Source organism: Bacillus sp. FSL K6-6540, from assembly GCF_038007545.1.
Genome location: NZ_JBBOXH010000002.1, coordinates 413323 through 431492, shown reverse-complemented (window position 1 = coordinate 431492; position 18170 = coordinate 413323). Strand labels below are relative to the sequence as shown.

General features: G+C 43.7%; 23 protein-coding genes and 3 pseudogenes. 20 read left to right on the top strand and 6 right to left on the bottom strand.

Features of this window, described 5'->3' with window-relative positions; translation table 11 throughout:
* Positions 1–228 precede the first annotated feature (228 nt).
* From MHH82_RS34580 to MHH82_RS34505, 16 genes and pseudogenes are all read left to right on the top strand, one after another.
* Positions 229–912, top strand: a complete 684-nt coding sequence (locus MHH82_RS34580) for a vWA domain-containing protein (RefSeq protein WP_003227700.1) — start codon at positions 229–231, stop codon at positions 910–912.
* A gap of 130 nt (positions 913–1042) precedes the next feature.
* Positions 1043–1183, top strand: coding sequence for a hypothetical protein (locus MHH82_RS34575; protein ID WP_014478246.1), 141 nt, complete (start codon positions 1043–1045; stop codon positions 1181–1183).
* A 52-nt stretch (positions 1184–1235) separates the two neighbouring features.
* A pseudogene (locus MHH82_RS34570) lies at positions 1236–1914 on the top strand (vWA domain-containing protein).
* 94 nt (positions 1915–2008) lie between these two features.
* Positions 2009–2170, top strand: a complete 162-nt coding sequence (locus MHH82_RS34565; RefSeq protein ID WP_003227706.1) for a hypothetical protein — start codon at positions 2009–2011, stop codon at positions 2168–2170.
* Between the two features lie 232 nt (positions 2171–2402).
* Positions 2403–3191 carry a formate dehydrogenase accessory sulfurtransferase FdhD gene (gene fdhD / locus MHH82_RS34560; RefSeq protein WP_003227709.1) on the top strand — a complete coding sequence of 263 codons (789 nt, stop codon included), beginning with the start codon at positions 2403–2405 and terminating at the stop codon, positions 3189–3191.
* A 15-nt stretch (positions 3192–3206) separates the two neighbouring features.
* Complete coding sequence (gene moaA, locus MHH82_RS34555; RefSeq protein ID WP_003243488.1) at positions 3207–4232, top strand: GTP 3',8-cyclase MoaA; 1026 nt, start codon at positions 3207–3209, stop codon at positions 4230–4232.
* A 191-nt stretch (positions 4233–4423) separates the two neighbouring features.
* Complete coding sequence (gene rapB / locus MHH82_RS34550) at positions 4424–5557, top strand: response regulator aspartate phosphatase RapB (protein ID WP_014478242.1); 1134 nt, start codon at positions 4424–4426, stop codon at positions 5555–5557.
* Between the two features lie 155 nt (positions 5558–5712).
* Complete coding sequence (locus MHH82_RS34545) at positions 5713–6192, top strand: hypothetical protein (RefSeq protein WP_003244390.1); 480 nt, start codon at positions 5713–5715, stop codon at positions 6190–6192.
* A gap of 72 nt (positions 6193–6264) precedes the next feature.
* The gene (gene csbD / locus MHH82_RS34540) at positions 6265–6453 is read left to right on the top strand and encodes a stress response protein CsbD (RefSeq protein ID WP_003227718.1); all 189 of its coding nucleotides are present in this window, start codon (positions 6265–6267) and stop codon (positions 6451–6453) included.
* Between the two features lie 212 nt (positions 6454–6665).
* Positions 6666–6835 (top strand): annotated as a pseudogene (locus MHH82_RS34535) (urea ABC transporter substrate-binding protein); the annotation flags it as partial.
* A gap of 278 nt (positions 6836–7113) precedes the next feature.
* A pseudogene (locus MHH82_RS34530) lies at positions 7114–7274 on the top strand (hypothetical protein).
* Between the two features lie 191 nt (positions 7275–7465).
* Positions 7466–7783, top strand: coding sequence for an urease subunit gamma (gene ureA / locus MHH82_RS34525; protein WP_003227724.1), 318 nt, complete (start codon positions 7466–7468; stop codon positions 7781–7783).
* Positions 7780–8154 (top strand): urease subunit beta, encoded by a 375-nt coding sequence (gene ureB, locus MHH82_RS34520; protein ID WP_003227726.1) that lies wholly within the window; start codon positions 7780–7782, stop codon positions 8152–8154. Before ureA ends, ureB begins: the two co-directional genes overlap by 4 nt.
* Entirely contained in the window at positions 8151–9860 is a 1710-nt protein-coding gene (gene ureC, locus MHH82_RS34515; protein ID WP_021480801.1) for an urease subunit alpha, read from the top strand. The genes ureB and ureC overlap by 4 nt, the downstream gene beginning before the upstream one ends.
* Positions 9861–9994: 134 nt before the next feature.
* A complete protein-coding gene (locus MHH82_RS34510) occupies positions 9995–10396 on the top strand; it encodes an Rrf2 family transcriptional regulator (RefSeq protein WP_003227734.1) in 402 nt (133 codons plus the stop codon).
* A 67-nt stretch (positions 10397–10463) separates the two neighbouring features.
* Entirely contained in the window at positions 10464–11105 is a 642-nt protein-coding gene (locus MHH82_RS34505) for an NAD(P)-dependent oxidoreductase (RefSeq protein WP_032727040.1), read from the top strand.
* A gap of 34 nt (positions 11106–11139) precedes the next feature.
* On the opposite strand, the gene MHH82_RS34500 is transcribed toward MHH82_RS34505, so the two are convergent.
* A complete protein-coding gene (locus MHH82_RS34500; RefSeq protein WP_003227738.1) occupies positions 11140–11523 on the bottom strand; it encodes a DUF5362 family protein in 384 nt (127 codons plus the stop codon).
* A gap of 144 nt (positions 11524–11667) precedes the next feature.
* Between MHH82_RS34500 and mta the strand changes: the two genes are divergently transcribed.
* On the top strand, positions 11668–12441 hold the full coding sequence (gene mta, locus MHH82_RS34495) for a transcriptional activator Mta (protein WP_041850428.1): 774 nt from the start codon (positions 11668–11670) through the stop codon (positions 12439–12441).
* A gap of 23 nt (positions 12442–12464) precedes the next feature.
* Here mta and cls read toward each other — a convergent pair whose 3' ends face one another.
* A complete protein-coding gene (cls, locus tag MHH82_RS34490) occupies positions 12465–13913 on the bottom strand; it encodes a cardiolipin synthase (RefSeq protein WP_003243311.1) in 1449 nt (482 codons plus the stop codon).
* Between the two features lie 242 nt (positions 13914–14155).
* Here cls and MHH82_RS34485 point away from each other — a divergent pair, with 242 nt between their 5' ends.
* Positions 14156–14590 (top strand): DUF5392 family protein, encoded by a 435-nt coding sequence (locus tag MHH82_RS34485; RefSeq protein ID WP_003244359.1) that lies wholly within the window; start codon positions 14156–14158, stop codon positions 14588–14590.
* Here the strand turns inward: MHH82_RS34485 and MHH82_RS34480 are convergent.
* The 3 genes from MHH82_RS34480 to MHH82_RS34470 all read right to left on the bottom strand — a co-directional run bounded on the left by MHH82_RS34480 (position 14587) and on the right by MHH82_RS34470 (position 15883).
* Complete coding sequence (locus MHH82_RS34480) at positions 14587–14718, bottom strand: hypothetical protein (RefSeq protein ID WP_017696029.1); 132 nt, start codon at positions 14716–14718, stop codon at positions 14587–14589. The two genes, MHH82_RS34485 and MHH82_RS34480, sit on opposite strands and share 4 nt — an antisense overlap.
* Positions 14719–14876: 158 nt before the next feature.
* Entirely contained in the window at positions 14877–15395 is a 519-nt protein-coding gene (locus MHH82_RS34475; protein WP_015714857.1) for a DUF5362 family protein, read from the bottom strand.
* On the bottom strand, positions 15392–15883 hold the full coding sequence (locus MHH82_RS34470) for a GNAT family N-acetyltransferase (RefSeq protein WP_072173812.1): 492 nt from the start codon (positions 15881–15883) through the stop codon (positions 15392–15394). Before MHH82_RS34470 ends, MHH82_RS34475 begins: the two co-directional genes overlap by 4 nt.
* A gap of 140 nt (positions 15884–16023) precedes the next feature.
* On the opposite strand from MHH82_RS34470, the gene spoIIQ reads away from it, so the two are divergent.
* Together spoIIQ and MHH82_RS34460 are read left to right on the top strand one after the other, a co-directional pair.
* Positions 16024–16896 carry a stage II sporulation protein spoIIQ gene (gene spoIIQ, locus MHH82_RS34465; protein WP_072175616.1) on the top strand — a complete coding sequence of 291 codons (873 nt, stop codon included), beginning with the start codon at positions 16024–16026 and terminating at the stop codon, positions 16894–16896.
* A 110-nt stretch (positions 16897–17006) separates the two neighbouring features.
* On the top strand, positions 17007–17429 hold the full coding sequence (locus tag MHH82_RS34460) for a VanZ family protein (protein WP_003227753.1): 423 nt from the start codon (positions 17007–17009) through the stop codon (positions 17427–17429).
* A gap of 40 nt (positions 17430–17469) precedes the next feature.
* On the opposite strand, the gene bcrC is transcribed toward MHH82_RS34460, so the two are convergent.
* Positions 17470–18051, bottom strand: coding sequence for an undecaprenyl-diphosphate phosphatase BcrC (bcrC, locus tag MHH82_RS34455; RefSeq protein WP_015714854.1), 582 nt, complete (start codon positions 18049–18051; stop codon positions 17470–17472).
* Positions 18052–18170: the final 119 nt, after the last annotated feature.

Below are 18170 nucleotides of genomic sequence, written 5' to 3'. Positions count from 1 at the left end.
ACAGACTTCGACAGACTCATATAACGAAAGCCGAAAGGCGGACAATCTTCTCTTTTCATAGGGGCGTTAGGTGGAAATCACTAATAAAAACATAGGTTTCTATGCAAAAGTAAACAACAGCAATGGGGAAGCCCGCCCTATTTATTTCTCGGTTTTTGTTGATTACGATAGATTATGTTCAGCGTTGAACATCTGCACGCAGAAACAAATTGGTAAAGGGGTACGAACATGAAGAAAAGATTTTCACTGATCATGATGACAGGATTGCTATTTGGATTAACTTCACCTGCTTTTGCAGCTGAAAAGACAGAAACGGAGGCTAAAGCGCCGGCGAACGTGGCGGTCTTGCTTGATGCCAGCGGAAGTATGGCGAAAAGAATAGACGGTGTATCTAAATTTAATTCAGCCAAAAAAGAAATTTCAAAGTTTGCGAGCTCACTGCCAGAAGGAACTCAGGTGAAAATGAGCGTGTTTGGCTCTGAAGGAAATAATAAAAATTCCGGAAAAGTTCAGTCATGCGAAGCCATTCGCAACGTATACGGCTTCCAAAGCTTTAACGAGCAAAGCTTCCTCAATTCTCTCAATACAATTGGGCCTACTGGCTGGACGCCAATTGCCAAAGCGCTGAACGAGGCGAAATCTTCTTTTGACCAGCTTGATGCAAAAGGGGAAAAAGTGGTGTATCTGTTGACAGACGGTGAGGAAACGTGCGGAGGAAACCCGATTAAAACCGCAAAGGAACTGCAAAAAGACAATATCACTGTTAATGTGATCGGCTTTGATTATAAAGAGGGATACAAAGGCCAGCTGAACGCAATTGCGAAAGTAGGCGGCGGTGAATACTTCCCGGCTTATACCCAAAAAGATGTTGAGAAAATTTTCACTCAGCAATCACTAATGTTATCTAAATAAGAAAAAAGAGGCTGGTGATGGTCAGCCTCTTTTTGTATGTAACAAAAACTTCAAAACTAATTAGCTGTCTGCCTGTAGCATAGTAGCAGATTTCCGTTTTTCTGTCATAATCAAGGCGAAAAAAGAATGAATGATCACACAATCTGTTTATGCTTTCTGGGCGGAAATGGCTAAAAATGAACGGCATTTCAAGCGATTTTGGACAGATCGTGAAAGCAGCACAAAAGGCAGCATGTCCTATATCTTTTTGCATTTTCGTATTCTAGCATAAAGAAGAATCCAACATATAGTTGGAAAATATGAAAAAGAAAGGAAGTAATTATATGAAAAAATTGCTGGCTGCCGGTATGTATCATTGGATTGTTGACTGTTTCCATTGCCTCCCCGTCTTTTGCCGCTGAGAAACAGGCTGATACAAATGTAGCTGTTTTGTTTGATGGAAGCGGAAGCATGGTTCAAAAAACAGGAGGAGAGCGCAAAATAGACATTGCCAAAAAATCAGTAAAATCTTTTGCCGAACTCCTTCCGAAGGATACAAATCTTATGCTTCGCGTTTTCGGGCATGCAGGGAATAATAAACTGTCCGGTAAAGCCCTTTCGTGCAGTACGACGGAAACCATTTACGGCCTTCATCCATATGAAGGGTCTCTGTTTGACAATTCATTGAGTGAGCTCAAGCCGACTGGATGGACACCGATTGCCAAAGCACTTGCAGACACAAAAAAAGAATTTGAAGCATTTGACGCAGACGGGAAAAACGTGGTGTATTTAATCACTGACGGTGAAGAAACGTGCGGCGGAGACCCTGCGGCAGAAATCGAAAAGCTCCGTGCATCAAATGTGGATACGATTGTAAACATCATTGGCTTCAACTTTGATGTCAAGGGTAATGAAGAGATGAAACAAGCAGCTGTCGCTGGCGGTGGAGAATATATTTCAGCGAACAGTGCGGATGAGTTCGAACAGGCTTGGGAAAAAGAAGCACAAAAATTTACTGAGTAAGGAACCTAAAGATCAGGCGCTCCCCCAGGCGCCTTTTTTTATTGGTTTAAAAACAATTTGGGCGGGAATGATACCCTAAAAAGGGGTTGAACATATGAAATTATTCGGAATGATTTTTCTTATAGCCACCGTTGCATTCATATTGCTTGGTGTTCTTCTAAAACTGGCAGCCTTCTTTTTTGTCAGCATTCTCACCTTGATCGCAGCTATTGTGCTGTTTACGGTTCTGAAAAAGAATCAGCATAATCAAACATAGAGTCCTTTATATAGAGGGCTCTCAGCGTGTCGACAAACCCCGCGTTCGTTGTCAATGCACATTGGTAAAAGGAACGGCGGCTAAATGCTTAGGCGCCCTGCCTAAACACCGCCGTCATCACATCCTGTGAAAGCCCTTTATATAGAGGGCTCTTTTTGTGTCTCAGAATTCGACAAAATCCGAGGAGTGTGAAAAAATATAAAGGCAGGAACATTGCGGAGGGGAAGAGACATTGAACGATAAAGTAACTGCGGTCAGGGATGTATGGCGCTATGAACAAGGGGAAATAAGCAAAGTAGAAGACCGGATGGTGACGGAATTCCCTTTGACAGTGATACTGAATGGCAGTGAATTTGTGACGCTCGTTTGTACGCCTGAGCATATCGAAGAGCTTGTCATCGGATTTCTCGCATCAGAGGGTGTTATACGATTTCAAAAAGAAATTAAAAGGTTTACAATAGATGAAAGTCTCGGTTTTGTATATGTCGACCTCGTTCACCCTGAGACATTGGATCAAAAGGATTATACGAAACGGGTGATCGGCTCATGCTGCGGAAAGGGCCGTCATTTTTATTTTCAGCAGGATGTCAAAACAGCCAAGACGGCTGTCAGCCAAATCAAGATATCGCCTGAGGCATGTCTGGCGCTTATGAAAGACATGCAGCAAGGGAGCGGGACGTTTCAGGATACGGGAGGCGTCCATAATGCGGCGCTTTGCGACACAGAGAAGCTTCTGTTGATGCGCACCGATATCGGTCGGCACAACGCACTTGATAAACTATACGGACACTGCCTTCTAAACGGGATGTCCGTACGCGACAAACTGATTGTGTTCAGCGGCAGAATCTCATCAGAGGTCCTGTTAAAAGCGGCCAAAATCGGCGTGTCGATTGTCATTTCCAAATCGGCCCCGACGGAGCTTGCGATTCAAATGGCTGAAGAATTGAATATCACAGCGATTGGATTTGTCAGAAACGGATCATTTAATGTATATACACACCCTGAGAGAATCAGGGAGTAGGAAGGGGCTGTAGCTATGATTACAGAGTCGCGTCAGATGTTGGATAAAAGAAACAGACCGCTGAGAGACCTTCGCATTTCTGTTACAGACCGCTGCAACTTCCGATGCACGTACTGTATGCCCGCCGAATTATTCGGCCCGGATTATCCTTTTTTAAAGAAAGAGGAGCTGCTTTCATTTGAGGAGCTGGAACGGCTTGCGACATTGTTTGTCACAAGATTTGGCGTTGAAAAAATCCGCTTGACCGGCGGAGAGCCCCTCATGAGAAAGGATATGCCGGAATTAATCAAAAAACTGGCCCGCATACCGGGTATTCGTGACATCGCGATGACGACAAACGGATCACTGCTGCCTGTTTATGCTAAGAGGCTCAAGGAGGCTGGGCTGAAAAGGGTTACGATCAGCCTTGATTCTTTAGAAGACGAGCGTTTTAAGAAGATAAACGGGCGCGGTGTTTCTGTCAGCAAGGTGCTGGAAGGCATTGAAGCGGCGAAGCAAGCGGGGCTCGGTGTTAAAATCAATATGGTTGTTCAAAAGGGCGTCAATGAAAAAGATATACTGCCTATGGCCCGTTATTTTAAAGAAAAAGGGCATATCCTGAGATTCATTGAATTTATGGACGTAGGCAACACCAACCAATGGGAAAAAAAAGACGTCATGACAAAGGCGGAAATCATAGATTTGATCAATAAACACATGCCGGTTGAGCCGATAGCGCCTAATTATATAGGCGAAGTGGCTTCCAGATTCCGCTACTTGGACGGCTCCGGAGAAATCGGCGTCATATCATCTGTATCTGATGCATTCTGCGGATCTTGCAACAGAGCTCGTCTTTCTGCGAGAGGAGAGCTGTTTACCTGCTTATTCGCTTCAAGCGGATTTGACCTCAGAGCTCCGGTTCGCCAGGAATTAAGTGATGACGAACTATCAGAAATGATCGGGACAGTATGGAAAAATCGGATTGATCAGTATTCAGTCGATCGTACGCTATCAAAAGCATCTGGCAAAAAGAAAGTGGAAATGTCTTATATTGGCGGTTAATTTGAAGTCAAAAGCTTATCGGCACTGTCCGGTAAGCTTTTTTATTAGAATCCGAGTGCAAAAAATACGTATAAAAACCGAAATATATAAGGATAGGCATAAAGAAGGAATCATTGTAAGAAAATTTAATTCCAAAGCCATACATTATGATAAAATATAACCAATTAGAAAATAGAAAGGGTTGGAGGGGCATGGCCGCGTACGAGATCCCGTCATCTCAAGTAGGAGTGAAAATCAATAAGTGGTATAAGCACATTTTAGCATTTCAAGTGGCTGATGCCGTAAAGCTGAAGGAAGAAATTGATCTAGATATCGAACAGATGGAAGAGGATCAGCTGCTTCTCCTGTATTATCAGCTGATCAGCTACCGGCACCAAATTATGCTGGATTATGTAAAGCCTGACCTGCACGAGGAATCTCAGCTTCAATATCGTGAATTGATCAAAACGCTGGAAAGCAATCAGGACAGCATCTCCGGATTATCTGAGTATTATTTTCACTTGTTTAGAGGAATGTACGAATTTGAACAGAACAATTACATCTCGGCTATATCCTTTTATCGGAAAGCTGAGAAGATGCTTGCGTTTGTAGAAGATGAAATTGAAAGAGCGGAATTTCATTTTAAAGTGGCGGAAGTCTTTTATATTATGAAGCAGACGCACTTTTCCATGAACCACGCTGTACAGGCGCTGGAGACGTATAAGGCTCACGATTTTTATAGAGTCAGAAGAATTCAATGCCATTTCGTCATATCAGGAAACTACATAGACTACAGAAATTATGAAAAAGCGCTTGAGCATTTGGATGACGCGTATCGCCTTGCTTTATTGGAAGGACAGCCCCGTTTGATCGGATCAGCCCTTTATAATATCGGGAATTGCTATGATGACAAGGGGGAGCTGGATCAGGCCGCCGAATACTTTGAAAAAGCGCTTCCTGTCTTCGAGGATTATCAGCTGGAACAGCTTCCAAAAGCGCTCTTCAGCCTGACTCGCGTTCTTTTCAAAAAACAAGATAGCCAAGCCGCGATGCGGTACTATGAAAAAGGGATTGCCATTGCCCAAAAACGAAACGACTTCTTCAGTCTGGCAAAATATAAATTTCTGCAGGCATTATATGTGGAATCTGTCAATTTGGATATGATTCAAGAAGTATTTGATTATATGGAAGAAAAGGGCCTGTACGTATATATTGAAGAATTTGCTTTAGATGCTGCCTCCTATTTCAGTCATCGCGAACAATATAAAGAAGCGGTGTATTTTTATGAAAAAGCGGTCAGCATGAGAGAGATGATTCAAAGGAACGATTGTTTATATGAAGTATGAGGCAAAACCATCTGCTGGCAGATGGTTTTTTTTTATGCAAAAAAAGGGGAGCATCGGAACGTTTATTTCCGGGGAGAACAGGAAAAATCGCTACAGCACTGTTTTTTGAACAAAAGCCGTTTTGGGGTGCAGATATGCATGTGAGGGGGAATTCAATGTTTGGTTTTAATGATATGGTGAAGTTTCTGTGGTCTTTCCTCATTGTTCTGCCGCTTGTACAGATTATACATGTTTCAGGGCACAGCTTTATGGCTTTTATTTTTGGCGGAAAAGGATCGTTGGATATAGGCATGGGAAAAACGCTGCTTAAAATTGGACCCATACGGTTCAGAACGATTTATTTTATCGATTCTTTTTGCCGGTACGGAGAGTTGAAAATTGACAATCGATTCTCAAATGCACTCGTGTATGCAGGGGGCTGCTTGTTTAACCTCATCACGATTTTTGCAATCAATCTGCTGATTATACACAGTGTATTAAAGCCGAATGTGTTTTTCTATCAGTTTGTCTATTTTTCTACGTATTATGTGTTTTTTGCCCTGCTGCCGGTCCGGTATTCGGAGAAAAAGTCATCAGACGGGCTGGCAATATACAAGGTGCTCCGTTACGGAGAGCGCTACGAAATCGATAAATAACATTAGAATGTTTATTGCCTCTCAGATCGGGAAGGTAACAAGTACACACATAATTGAGAGGGGAGAATTAACATGGGTAACGATAGTGTAAAAGACAAAATGAAGGGCGGCTTTAATAAAGCCAAAGGAGAAGTGAAGGATAAAGTCGGAGATATGGCTGACAGAACGGACATGCAGGCTGAAGGCAAAAAAGATAAGGCAAAAGGCGAAATCCAAAAGGATATCGGGAAAGCCAAGGATAAATTTTCAGATAAAGATTAATCGTACGGAAGAGGCAGGAAACGAAATGTTTCTTGTCTTTTTTTGTTCGCTTTTTCTGATGTGAATAAATATAACAAAAAAAGAAGCTGATTTGGTCAAGGTAACTAAATTTTTTAAATATTCTTTGAATTAATAGGCCTCTTCTATATAATAATGACATAAGTTGTAAACTTTTATAACATCATTTGGAGAAATCAAACAAAGGGGTTTTGATGACGGAATGTACTGCACCGAAGAAAGTGTCGGAAGCCAGCGGGAGTGCGAAAAAACAGTTAATATCGACACAAGCTGGGATTCAGTGAAGGCCGGAATTCTTCACTCGTTAAGAGGAACGGTGGCGATCAGCGAAGTGACCGTCCATGATGCGGAGTTAATGGCAATAGTCGGGTTCTCGGTATCGTGGAGGGCGGCGCCTCAGACTGGCTTCCATGCCATGCTTCCGGTTGCGGAGCAAAACAACAGGCTGCCATCAGGAATGTAACGTCTGGTTATGACCAATCGATGGTTTAGCACAGCCTTAGCATGGAGGTTCACCCGGGGCAGATTGTTGCTGTATTAGGCCGACTCCGGCTAAACAGGGGGGGCTATTTATTTTAATCAAACGTTTGTTCAAAACGAAAAGGCGGCCAACAGCAGCAGCTTGCAATCACCAGAGCGCTGATGGTAAATCTGAAAAATATTTTACTTAATGAACAATTGGGAGGAATTCAGATTTTAATTGTCGAACTAGTCAGACAAGTTATTATAGAAATTTCCAGAAAAAAAGACATTTCTGTTATCTTAGTCGGGCGCAGTCTGGAAAACGCGTTAATCTGTGCTGACTATCTTTCTGTGATCGACAGGGGAACGGCTGTTACCATGGGAAGGCCTAAAGAAACGGCATGCCGCTTTGAAAGGCATCTTACCGTATGACCCCCATTCTCGAAGAAAGGGAGGTGATGTCCCGCCTGACTGTTCCGCAAATTCGTAGTAGCCGCATCTGCTTTATATGACAAAAGAAGGAGGACTACAGATGAAACTGACACCGGTTGAACAAGAAAAATTGCTCATTTTTGCAGCGGGGGAATTAGCCAAACAGCGAAAGGCGCGGGGCGTTCTGCTGAACTATCCTGAGGCTGCTGCTTATATCACCTGCTTTATTATGGAAGGCGCACGTGATGGGAAGGGAGTAGCAGAGCTGATGGAAGCCGGCCGCCATGTATTAACGGAAAAAGATGTGATGGAGGGTGTCCCTGAGATGCTTGACAGCATTCAGGTGGAGGCCACATTTCCGGATGGAGTAAAGCTTGTTACGGTACATCAGCCAATTTCTGCGGAGGTGAAGTCATGAAGCCGGGAGCATTTCAAATTGCTGAGGGAACCATTACGATTAATGAAGGCCGTGAGATACGGGAGGTAACGGTAAAAAACACCGGATCACGCTCCATTCAAGTCGGTTCGCATTTTCATTTTGCGGAGGCCAACGGGGCTTTATTATTTGACCGTGAGCTGGCGATCGGCATGCGTCTTGATGTTCCATCAGGCACGTCGGTCCGTTTTGAGCCGGGAGAGCAGAAAACGGTCTCACTAGTGGAAATCAGAGGACGCAAGACAATTAGAGGGCTGAACGGAATGGCCGACACGTTTATCGATGAACGCGGCAAAGAAAAAACGTTGGCCAACTTAAAACAAGCCGGCTGGATGGAGGGTGTAATCCGATGAAAATGTCACGGGAGGAATATGCGGAACTGTTTGGCCCGACAACGGGCGATAAAATCAGATTGGGCGACACGGATTTATGGATCGAAGTCGAAAGGGATTTCACAGTATATGGTGAAGAAATGATCTTTGGCGGCGGAAAAACAATCCGCGACGGCATGGGCCAAAATGGCAGAATCACAGGGAAGGACGGCGCTTTGGATTTAGTTATCACCAACGTCGTGCTATTGGATTACACAGGCATTGTCAAAGGGGATGTCGGTGTGAAAGACGGCCGGATTGTCGGTGTCGGAAAAAGCGGAAATCCTGATATCATGGATGGAGTCGATCCGCACATGGTCATCGGAGCGGGGACAGAGGTGATTTCCGGTGAAGGCAAAATTTTAACAGCCGGGGGAGTGGACACGCACATTCATTTTATTTGTCCTCAGCAGATGGAAGTTGCGCTTTCTTCAGGTGTGACGACCCTTTTGGGAGGCGGAACAGGACCCGCTACAGGAAGCAAAGCGACAACATGTACATCCGGCGCGTGGTATATGGCAAGGATGCTGGAAGCGGCCGAGGAGTTTCCGATCAATGTCGGCTTCTTAGGGAAAGGGAATGCATCCGATAAAGCGCCGCTGATCGAGCAGGTGGAAGCAGGCGCCATCGGCCTTAAGCTTCATGAAGACTGGGGCACGACGCCAAGCGCCATTAAAACGTGTATGGAAGTCGTGGACGAGGCTGATATTCAAGTTGCCATCCATACCGATACGATTAACGAAGCGGGCTTTTTGGAAAACACGCTCGACGCAATCGGGGACCGGGTCATTCATACTTATCACATTGAAGGTGCAGGCGGCGGCCATGCCCCGGATATTATGAAGCTCGCCTCTTACGCGAACATTCTGCCGTCATCTACAACGCCAACCATTCCTTATACCGTTAATACGATGGATGAGCATCTTGACATGATGATGGTCTGCCACCATTTAGATGCGAAAGTGCCTGAAGATGTGGCGTTCAGCCATTCCAGAATCAGGGCGGCGACGATTGCCGCGGAGGATATTCTCCATGATATCGGTGCGATCAGCATGACATCATCGGATTCCCAAGCGATGGGGCGGGTCGGTGAAGTGATCATCCGAACATGGCAGGTAGCCGATAAAATGAAAAAGCAGCGCGGCGCTCTTGCCGGCGAAAATGGAAATGACAATGTGCGCGCAAAACGGTACATTGCAAAATACACGATTAATCCGGCAATTACGCACGGGCTCAGCCATGAAGTCGGCTCGGTGGAAAAAGGGAAGCTTGCTGATCTCGTTCTGTGGGACCCGGTATTTTTCGGCGTAAAACCGGAACTGGTCTTAAAGGGCGGCATGATTGCACGTGCGCAAATGGGAGATCCGAACGCGTCCATCCCGACTCCTGAACCGGTTTTCATGCGCCAAATGTATGCGTCTTACGGAAAAGCCAATCGCTCAACCTCGATTACATTTATGTCTCAGGCAAGCATAGAGCGTGGTGTGGCGGAAAGCTTAGGGCTGGAAAAAAGGATTTCTCCAGTCAAAAATATCAGAAAGCTGAGCAAGCTGGATATGAAGCTGAATTCGGCTTTGCCGAAGATTGAGATTGATCCAAAAACCTATCAGGTCTTTGCTGACGGGGAGGAATTGTCTTGCCAGCCTGTCGATTATGTCCCACTTGGACAAAGATATTTCTTATTTTGATAAGACGCGGCCGGAGTGCATCCGGCCGTTCTATTGACTAAAAACGGTGCACAAAACCCATGTATTTAGTGTATATTAGATGTTGACAAACGAATCAAATGTAACTATTATAGTTACAACGGTGGTGAAAAAACATGATTAACAGCCGTCTTGCTGTTGCCATTCATATTTTATCCCTCATCTCGATGGATGAAAAAACATCTTCAGAAATCATTGCAGACAGTGTCAACACGAATCCAGTAGTCGTGCGAAGAATGATCAGCCTGCTGAAAAAAGCTGATATTCTCACATCACGCGCAGGGGTGCCGGGTGCAAGCCTTAAAAAAGATCCTGCTGATATTTCTCTTTTAGAAGTGTACCGGGCTGTCCAAAAGCAAGAAGAACTCTTTGCGGTTCATGAAAACCCGAATCCGAAATGTCCGGTAGGGAAAAAAATTCAGAACGCTCTGGATGAAACGTTTGAAAGTGTGCAAAGAGCGATGGAAAATGAACTGGCAAGCAAGTCATTAAAAGATGTTATGAATCATCTCTTTTAATCAAAAGGGATGACTTCTCACCACTAACATGTAACTAAAATTGTTACAAATAAGGAGGAAATGAAAAATGAAAATTGGTATTATAGGCGCAAGCGGGAAAGCGGGAAACGAGATTTTGAAAGAAGCGAAAACAAGAGGCCATGAAGTGACAGCCATCGTCAGAAACGCTTCAAAAGTGCAGGAGCAGGACGTAGCGGTTTTGGAAAAAGATGTGTTTGAACTGACTGCGGAAGACATCAAGTCTTTCGACGCGGTCGTAAACGCTTTTGGAGCAGCACCCGGCCAAGAACATCTTCATGTTGAAGCAGGAAGAGCACTCATCAACATCTTAAAGGACGCGAAGCACACAAGATTGCTTGTTGTTGGCGGAGCGGGAAGCCTGTTTGTTGATGAAGCCAAAACAACCCGTTTAATGGATACGCCGGAATTTCCGAAAGAATATTTGCCAACCGCATCAAATCAAGGCGAGAACCTGAAAGATTTGCAGCAGACAGACTCCATTTCCTGGACGTTCCTCAGTCCTGCGGCATTTTTTGATCCAGCAGGAAAACGGACTGGCTCTTACCAAAAAGGAAAAGACAATGTCATCGTAAATGCAAAAGGCGACAGCTATATCAGCTATGCAGATTATGCCATTGCCGTGTTGGACGAGCTTGAACATCCCGAACACAAAAATGAACGCTTCACAGTGGTAAGCGAAGCGGAATAATAAAAAACCCGGAGCCAGCTCCGGGTTTTTCTCATTAATAAGTGCTGTACGTATCGCTGAAAAGGCCGTCAGCAATCCCAAGCATTAAAAAGATGAAGAAGGCGATAATCGCAAGAATGGATACAGCAATGCTTACGATCAAATAAATCCCTTGCATCTTTACGAATTTCGCGTAATTCTCCAGCATTAAGTCTTCAGACTGTCCGCTATTGTGTTCAGCCATTTGGCCTGCTTCCCTAGCTGACCTCATCAAAAAGATACCGGAAATAATTTGCAGTACGCCTGGCACGGCACCGATTAGAAAAAAGAACGCGCCTGAAAGCGCGGTAATTGCGCCCATAATAATAAATAAAATGCCTGTAGCTTTTCCCCATTTCGAAATGCTGATGAGGGTTTTGTTCATTGTTTCAGGATTCATGTATACTGGCTCCCCTTTACAAAAAAATACTCACTTTTCTTTTATACACTATTTGTGAGAAGTTTTGTATATAGAAAATAACATTTTGGGGATTGACCCTAACGTTGCGTGATTGTTTACGATAAAAAAGAGGAGGTGTTATGTATGAAATATCAAGTTAAACAAGTGGCGGAGATATCAGGCGTTAGCATTCGGACGCTCCATCACTATGACAATATTGAGCTTCTGAATCCTTCAGCGCTTACTGATGCTGGGTATCGTTTGTACAGTGACGCAGACCTGGAAAGACTGCAGCAGATTTTATTTTTCAAGGAAATCGGGTTTCGTTTGGATGAAATTAAAGAGATGCTGGATCATCCGAATTTTGACCGGAAAGCGGCACTTCAGTCGCAAAAGGAGATATTGATGAAGAAAAAACAAAGAATGGATGTGATGATTCAAACAATTGACAGGACGCTTTTGTCCGTTGATGGAGGGGAAACGATGAATAAGAGGGATTTATTTGCCGGATTAAGCATGAAAGACATTGAAGAGCACCAGCAGACATACGCTGATGAAGTCAGAAAGCTGTATGGAAAGGAAATCGCAGAAGAAACAGAGAAAAGGACATCTGCATACTCGGCAGATGATTGGCGCACGATCATGGCTGAATTTGATTCGATTTACAGACGAATTGCGGCGCGAATGAAACATGGGCCCGATGATGCAGAGGTTCAGGCCGCTGTGGGGGCATTTCGCGATCATATTTGCCAATATCATTACGATTGCACACTCGACATTTTCAGAGGACTCGGGGAAGTGTATATCACTGACGAGCGATTTACCGATTCAATCAATCAATATGGAGAAGGTCTTGCCGCTTTTTTGCGGGAGGCAATCATCATTTACTGTGACCATCAGGAAAACCCCCGGCCGTAAAGGCCGGGGGTTTTTGGCGCATCTTATAAGATCGGCGACAACAGCCGCGAGACGGATTCTTTTATTCGAATCCACAACGGGCGCTGCAGATACTCCTCATAGGTGAATTTTCTGGATACTAGCAAATCTTCTTTAAAAGTTGAAACCAATTTTTTAGCAATGGTGATATCGTATATAAATGCATTAACCTCAAAATTCAGCCTGAAGCTTCGGACATCAATGTTGGCTGTGCCGACTGACGCGATTTCGTCATCCACCACAATGGTTTTCGCGTGAATAAAGCCGTTATCGTAAATATAGACAGTGGCTCCGGCTTTCAGCAGATCGCCGATATACGAAAGTGTCGCCCAGTATACAAAGGCGTGATCGGGCTTGTTCGGAATCATAATGTTAACGTCAATGCCCGAAAGGCAAGCGATCCTTAAAGCATCCAGCAGGCTTGCATCTGGGATAAAATAAGGTGTTTGTATCAAAATGGAACGCTTGGCGTTTGAAATCATTTTGATGTAGCCATTTTTAATTTGTTCCCATTCCGAATCAGGGCCGCTTGTGACAATCTGCATCCCGACGTTGCCTTTTGGGCCGTAATCAGGAAAGTGATTTGGAATATATGTCAGCGTATGGTGATGAGAAGCTTGGTTCCAGTCAAGGATGAACCGTGTTTGGATGGCGTGCACGGCCGTTCCTTGCAGCCGGATATGCGTATCCCGCCAATAACCGAATTTTGGATTAAGCCCTAGATACTCATCTCCGACGTTAAAGCCTCCGACATAACCGGTCATACCGTCTATGATCACAAGCTTTCGATGGTTCCGGTAATTCAGCCGCAGGTTAATCGGCCTGAGCTTTGACGGGAAAAAGACCTCCACATGCCCGCCAGCCTCGCGAAGCTCTTTAAAAAACTTTTTTCTCAGCGTTCTGGACCCGAGTTCATCATAAAGCACTCTGACCTGAACACCTTCTTTCGCCTTTTGGATGAGAGCGTCCCGCAATTTTTTGCCTAATTCATCGCCTTTATAAATATAATACTGTAAATGGATATGATCCTTTGCCTTTGAAATGTCACTCAGCAGCCGCTGAAATTTATCCCGTCCATCTGTAATGACGTCAACTGAATTATCCTCTGTAAACACAGCATGGTTATTCATAATCAGCATATAAATTAAATCTTTGTTATCAAAGGTTGCCCGGTTGTTAAACTGGAATTGCTTGGTTTCTAAATCTTCAAGCTGATGCTTCAGCAGCCTTTCAATTCCAATCTTTTTCCGGTCTTCCCATTGAAACAAATGCTTGCGTCTGAGATTATGGCCGAATAATAAGTATAAAATAAAGCCTAAAACGGGAATAAAGAAAAGAACAAGCAGCCACGCCCAAGATGCACTGGCATCGCGCCGTTCTTTGAAGATGACAATGATGGCCAAAAGAATATTTAAAATGAAAAAAAGTGATAAAAGGATGGAAGAAATACTCACTTTGTAACCCCGCTCATTCATATTTATCAAGAAGATTGCCATTAGTATTCCATGAATAACAGTGATCTGATTCCCATTACAAATTATAACACTCACATTTTAAAAGAATAAAGAGCGGCGATCCAGATTCTTCGTGAAAAATACGGGCAGATTTCTTTAAAACCAGCTTGCACCTGCGTTAAAATAAACACATATGATAACGTTCGTGAAGCTTGAAACATCAAATAAAGGGGGAGGATTACATGAACTTTTACAGAGTCGAACAAATGCCGGGGTTCATCAAAACAGAAATGCAAAAAATTCAAAAGGCCGTACAGCCTTTCATGAAAAAAACCGTCATTTACCGTTTTCTTGCTATTCCGCTTGCTGCATTCTCTCTCTTTAATTTAGCTGCTTTTCTATTTCATGCTTCAGCTGACAGGGAGTCCCTGATCAGCGCAGGCATATTCGCCCTTTTGGCGGCGCTCGGGCTCGCATTTTTTAAAGAGGCAGGCTATCAGCATAAACAAATCCAAAAAACGGTTCACATCTATATGCTGAACAGGATCAAAAAGAGCGAAATCCTTTCAGAAGAGCGGAAAAGCTCCTACGCACGACAAATAAAGGAAGAGCCTTTTGCGATGCGGAGTTTTGTTGAATTTTTGACTGAGGAAGACAGACGCAAAAAAATGTATTAAAGAAGAGCTGCACCCGGATTGTTGAGATTTTCCAGACGATCCGGGTGTGTTTTTTTGCATGCAGACACCCGAAATAAAAAGTGCGGTTTCGGATTGATTCCGACTTCATCCGTTTTTTTGATATTCATTTCAGGGTAACAGCGTTGCTTTGTTGATTTCTTCTACTAGAGATATCTATTGTATGCTTGCATCAGGGTTTGGTGTTTACGCCAGCCTGCTTTGAATAGTCAAATAAAATAGGCATGGTTCCGTTTATATGGAACTCATGCCCTGTACTGTCTCTTCATTATTCAAACACCGGATCATCCTCATAATAATAAGAATCCGGATCATCATACGAAGGCGTGTTCTCAAAAGCAGCAATGCCGATTACCACCAGCACGAAAATGGCTACAATGATCCCGATCAGGACAGTAACGATACTGGATGCTGCATAAAACAGCTGCATTTTTATAAATGTCCCGTAATTTTCAAGCATGCTTTCGCCAGCGCTGCCGGTTAGATTTCCTTCGGCTTCCGCGGCTGCTTTTGCTGAGCGCATCAAAAATACGCCTGAAATAATGAGCAGTACGCCCGGAATGGCGCCAATCACTGTCATCAAAACAGAAAGAGTGACAAGCGATCCCATAATGATTAACAAGATGCCAGAAATTTTGCCCCACTTGGCAATGTCGGATAGCGACTTGACAGCAGAGGCACTCAGCTGGCGGGTCTCCTGCTCAACAGGTGCAGTCTCCTGTTTAACAAGGCTATTTTCTTCATTATGATTTTCAATTTCGTTTTCATCTTTATCCAGACTAATCATGAAAGCTCTCTCCCTAAAATTTTTAAATCGTATCTTTTCCCGTCCATTTCGGCGATGCCGGGGAATAGTCCCCATTCTGCAAACCCGTGCTTTTCAAACAGCTTCAGGCTTGGTTTATTATGCCCGAAAATGAAGGCCATAAGTGAGCGGATGCCAAGATTCGGGGCAATGCGGAGCGCTTCTTGAAGCAAATATGATCCAACACCTTTGCCGCGGCATGCTTCGTCAATGTATATGCTGACTTCCGCTGTTTTATTATAGGCTGGCCTTCCATAAAATGTTTCAAAGCTGATCCAGGCAGCGACGTTTCCGTTTTCATCCTCGGCCACATAGAGCGGACGTGCCTCTGTATGTCCCGAAAACCATTCCATCCGGTCTTCAGGAGTTACCGGTTCGGTATCGGCTGTTACCATTCGAGAAGCAATCGTTGAATTATAAATCGCAACAACAGCCTCCAGATCTTTATTTTCAGCAAGGCGCAATGTCATGTTCATACGTTTTTGGCACTCCTCTCAAAAAAATACATATTTTCGTTCAGTCTGTGCAAACTACATCTAAAAAAGTTTTTTTGGATAGGTTGTATATATTTTCAGAAAAGTGTTCAGAATGTTGCTGAGGTGATGAAACAATGAGAGAGGAAGAAAAGAAAACTTCTCAAGTCAAAAAACTTCAGCAGTTTTTTCGTAAACGCTGGGTGTTCCCTGCAATTTACTTAGTCAGTGCGGCCGTCATTTTAACAGCTGTCCTTTGGTATCAATCAGTATCAAATGATGAGGTAAAGGATCAGTTGGCTGATAACGGCGGAAACTCCGCATATGACAACAACGACGATGCAGTTGAAGTAGGAAAGTCAATGGAAAATGTCGCAATGCCGGTTGTTGATTCTGAAAACGTTTCTGTTGTGAAAAAGTTCTATGAAACCGATGCCGCAAAAGAAGAGAAAGAAGCAGCACTCGTTACCTATAATAACACGTACAGCCTAAGCAAAGGAATTGACTTAGCTGAGAAAGACGGAAAAGATTTCGATGTCTCTGCTTCTCTGAGCGGTACGGTTGTTAAAGCTGAAAAAGATCCAGTGCTGGGATATGTTGTGGAAGTAGAACATGCCGACGGTTTATCGACTGTGTATCAATCTCTTTCCGAAGTAAGCGTTGAGCAAGGTGACAAAGTAAAACAAAATCAAGTGATCGGAAAATCTGGCAAGAACCTTTACAGTGAAGACAGCGGAAACCACGTGCACTTTGAAATCCGTAAAAATGGGGTCGCAATGAATCCGTTAAACTTTATGGACAAACCAGTTTCTTCTATTGAAAAAGCAGCAGCTGCTGAAGAAAAAGCTGCCACCCAAGAAACAGAAGAATCCATTCAGCAATCTTCCGAGAAAAAGGACGGATCAACTGAAAAAGGAACAGAAGAAAAATCCGGTGAGAAAAAGGATGATTCAACTGACAAATCTGGTTCCAAAGAAAGCAGCACAACAGAAGACACTGAACAGTCTTAATGAAGAAAACGTCTATCCTTGTGATGGGCGTTTTTTTCTGTTACTTTTTGCTTTGTTTTACCGTCTATGTTGTTACATGTAGGCACGTACGTTATAAAGGAGGTTATGTCATGAACCGCCTATTGCTCGCAGGCTGGATCTTTTTTATCCTGCTTTCTGTCTGTACGGAAAGCTTCAGCGGCATGGTCGTATCGCAAACGGTGGCTTTTCATTTTCAGCCGCACCCTGATCTGTCTCAATTTTTAGTTATGGATTTTACTGAGCTTACTGTACCTGAAGCGTTTATTCAAAAAATCGGACACGCGTTTTCCTTCTTTGTGCTGACATATTTGCTGTGGAAACAGCGGGGCAGCATAAGATCAGCTGCAGCCGGCTCATTTGCGTTTGCTTTTTTCACAGAAGTTCTTCAGCTCTTCTTCAGCAGGAATGGTTGTATCCGGGATGTGCTCATCGATGCTGTTGGAATTGGGTTGTTTTATGGTTTATATGTGTTGGCGAAGCGAAGAAAACAAGAGATGTATGAGAAATATTAAAGCCGGCTGTCTTGATTTCAGACGCCGGCTTTTGTCTTTCTTAGAAATTTTGATCGGTTGGTTTTTTCGTCAGTTTATTGATGATGGCTTCATAGATCCTCACGATCAAATCGACGAACGGGCGAAGCAGATCTGAAAATCTAAAGAAAAGGAACCCGATAATGATGGCGACAACGAGGCTGCCCAATACATCTACCGGATAGTGATGTCCCACCCAAATTCTCGAAAAGCCTGTCAAAAGCCCAAAAATGACAAGCGGCCAGCCGATTTTGCGGTTTCTGAAAAGCATCGCAATAGAAATCGCTAATGCACCTGTCGTATGGTCACTTGGAAATGAAGCATCCGCAGCATGCGGAATCAGTGTATGCACTGTATGCGCAACGAACGGGCGCGGTTCGAAATAAACAAGCGTAATCAAATAGTTGATCACAAGGCCTGCAATTCCTGTGATGCCTGCGTATAGCACATGTTTTCTGCTTTGTGTGTTCCCAAACAGCCAGATTGCCAATAGGATAAGGGCATAGGCGACAATGGCATATTCCGTGATGAAGACCATAATGGAATCGAGAACTGAATTGTGATGAGATAGTCCATGGATTGCTTTAAAAATTTCGTAGTTCAAATAATCACCTTTTACATTTTTATATTTAGTAGACTAATCTTACTCATGAAAAGTTTCAAATAAAAATAGAGATTGTCTGAAATAACGGCGCTTGAAGAGAATTCGAAGAGGAATCGCGG

What these genes read in the sequence shown, in the direction of transcription:
- MHH82_RS34580 (WP_003227700.1), top strand. Translation starts at nt 229, where the DNA reads ATGAAGAAAAGATTTTCACTGATCATGATGACAGGATTGCTATTTGGA.
- MHH82_RS34575 (WP_014478246.1), top strand. Translation starts at nt 1,043, where the DNA reads ATGATCACACAATCTGTTTATGCTTTCTGGGCGGAAATGGCTAAAAAT.
- MHH82_RS34565 (WP_003227706.1), top strand. Translation starts at nt 2,009, where the DNA reads ATGAAATTATTCGGAATGATTTTTCTTATAGCCACCGTTGCATTCATA.
- moaA (WP_003243488.1), top strand. Translation starts at nt 3,207, where the DNA reads ATGATTACAGAGTCGCGTCAGATGTTGGATAAAAGAAACAGACCGCTG.
- rapB (WP_014478242.1), top strand. Translation starts at nt 4,424, where the DNA reads ATGGCCGCGTACGAGATCCCGTCATCTCAAGTAGGAGTGAAAATCAAT.
- MHH82_RS34545 (WP_003244390.1), top strand. Translation starts at nt 5,713, where the DNA reads ATGTTTGGTTTTAATGATATGGTGAAGTTTCTGTGGTCTTTCCTCATT.
- csbD (WP_003227718.1), top strand. Translation starts at nt 6,265, where the DNA reads ATGGGTAACGATAGTGTAAAAGACAAAATGAAGGGCGGCTTTAATAAA.
- ureA (WP_003227724.1), top strand. Translation starts at nt 7,466, where the DNA reads ATGAAACTGACACCGGTTGAACAAGAAAAATTGCTCATTTTTGCAGCG.
- ureB (WP_003227726.1), top strand. Translation starts at nt 7,780, where the DNA reads ATGAAGCCGGGAGCATTTCAAATTGCTGAGGGAACCATTACGATTAAT.
- ureC (WP_021480801.1), top strand. Translation starts at nt 8,151, where the DNA reads ATGAAAATGTCACGGGAGGAATATGCGGAACTGTTTGGCCCGACAACG.
- MHH82_RS34510 (WP_003227734.1), top strand. Translation starts at nt 9,995, where the DNA reads ATGATTAACAGCCGTCTTGCTGTTGCCATTCATATTTTATCCCTCATC.
- MHH82_RS34505 (WP_032727040.1), top strand. Translation starts at nt 10,464, where the DNA reads ATGAAAATTGGTATTATAGGCGCAAGCGGGAAAGCGGGAAACGAGATT.
- MHH82_RS34500 (WP_003227738.1), bottom strand. Translation starts at nt 11,523, where the DNA reads ATGAATCCTGAAACAATGAACAAAACCCTCATCAGCATTTCGAAATGG.
- mta (WP_041850428.1), top strand. Translation starts at nt 11,668, where the DNA reads ATGAAATATCAAGTTAAACAAGTGGCGGAGATATCAGGCGTTAGCATT.
- MHH82_RS34485 (WP_003244359.1), top strand. Translation starts at nt 14,156, where the DNA reads ATGAACTTTTACAGAGTCGAACAAATGCCGGGGTTCATCAAAACAGAA.
- MHH82_RS34480 (WP_017696029.1), bottom strand. Translation starts at nt 14,718, where the DNA reads ATGAATATCAAAAAAACGGATGAAGTCGGAATCAATCCGAAACCGCAC.
- MHH82_RS34475 (WP_015714857.1), bottom strand. Translation starts at nt 15,395, where the DNA reads ATGATTAGTCTGGATAAAGATGAAAACGAAATTGAAAATCATAATGAA.
- MHH82_RS34470 (WP_072173812.1), bottom strand. Translation starts at nt 15,883, where the DNA reads ATGACATTGCGCCTTGCTGAAAATAAAGATCTGGAGGCTGTTGTTGCG.
- spoIIQ (WP_072175616.1), top strand. Translation starts at nt 16,024, where the DNA reads ATGAGAGAGGAAGAAAAGAAAACTTCTCAAGTCAAAAAACTTCAGCAG.
- MHH82_RS34460 (WP_003227753.1), top strand. Translation starts at nt 17,007, where the DNA reads ATGAACCGCCTATTGCTCGCAGGCTGGATCTTTTTTATCCTGCTTTCT.